The sequence below is a fragment of the Mucilaginibacter sp. P4_G9 genome, assembly GCF_056400985.1.
On the sequence record NZ_JBFUKF010000722.1, the window covers coordinates 1 to 1,511 of the forward strand.

Here is a 1,511-nt window from a genome sequence, read left to right on the forward strand (position 1 = left end):
CTTATTATTAACAATACCTATGCAAAGATATTAGGCTTTAAAAATCCGGCCGACGCTATCGGTAAAATTCTGGACCACGACAAACAGAAAATTGAAATTGTTGGAGTCGCCGCAGATTTTTATCAGAAATCGTTACATTCTCCTATTAAACCCCTAACTATTTTGATACCGGGGAACAGGTTTGGAAACCGCACTTTTCACATAGCCTTAAAATCACAAACAGAAGGAGGAAATGATTGGAAGAAAGCCATCAGCAGCATGCAAATTGCCTGGAAACAATTATACCCTGAAGATGATTTTGAGTATCACTTTTTTGACGCCGATATCGCCAAATTTTACGAACAGGAACAGCATACCTCCACATTACTTACCTGGGCAACCGGCTTATCAATCTTTATCAGTTGTTTAGGTTTATTAGGTTTGGCCATGTATACCACCAGTTTGCGTACTAAAGAAATAGGGGTGCGCAAGGTGCTTGGCGCATCTGTAGCGCAAATAGTAAGATTGCTTTCAACCGAGCTGATATTATTAATTGTACTGGCTTTTGTAATAGTAACTCCGGCTGCCTGGTACGCTATGAATAAATGGATGGAAAACTTTGCTGATCGTACATCTATCAGCTGGTGGATCTTTGTGGCAAGTGGAGCAGGTATGTTGTTGGCCGCCTTGTTCACTTTAAGTTTCCAAACCGTAAAAGCGGCAGTGGCTAACCCGGTAAAAAGTTTGAGAAGCGAGTAATAAACAAAAAGCCTAAGGCTCAAAGCAAAAAGCTATAATTATCTAAAAAGAAAGCGCAAGCTTTCTTTTTAGCCTTTAGCCTTTAGCCTTTAGCCTTTAGCCTTTAGCCTTTAGCCTTTAGCCTTTAGCCTTTAGCCTTTAGCCTTTAGCCTTTAGCCTTTAGCCTTTAGCCTTTAGCCTTTTAACACATTTTAACTTCTCATTTAAAGAGTTTTAGCTATCATCGTATAAAGTAAATATTATGATCAAAAACTACTTCAAAATAGCATGGCGCAACTTGTGGAAACATAAGTTTTATACGCTGATCAATGTATTTGGCTTAGGACTGGGAATAGCCTGTAGTATTATTTTATTCCAGTTTATTACCTATCACCTAAGTTTTGATGCCTATCATCATAACAAAAAATCGCTTTATAAAATCGTAGAACAGGTGCACCTTGAGGATGGCAGCACGCTTTATGAACGCGGCGCGCCAATGGTTTTAGTGCGTGCTATCAAAGCCGAGCTGCCGCAGATAAAGGACGCGGCAATACTTGTTCAAAAACGATCGTTTACCATCTCGGTGCCGCAAAAGGATGGTGCGGGGAAGACGTTGTTTTATGAAAAGGAAAATGTTGGCCTTACTGATAAGCATTGGTTTAATATGCTTGATTATAAATGGCTTGGCGGCAGCCCCAAAACTGCTTTTAATGACCCCGACAATGCAGTTATTACCCATAAGCTGGCTCAAAAATATTTTGGTACAGATGATGTTGTTGGCCGGGTAATTAGCC

The 1,511-nt window shown here is 40.1% G+C and carries 2 protein-coding genes; both read left to right on the top strand.

What is annotated here, in order from left to right:
• The coding region (locus tag AC1DPZ_RS27060; protein WP_477409350.1) for an ABC transporter permease at window positions 1–738 on the top strand (738 nt) is incomplete at its 5' end.
• A gap of 241 nt (window positions 739–979) precedes the next feature.
• Window positions 980–1,511: ABC transporter permease (locus AC1DPZ_RS27065; protein ID WP_477409352.1), on the top strand; the 532-nt coding region annotated here is incomplete at its 3' end.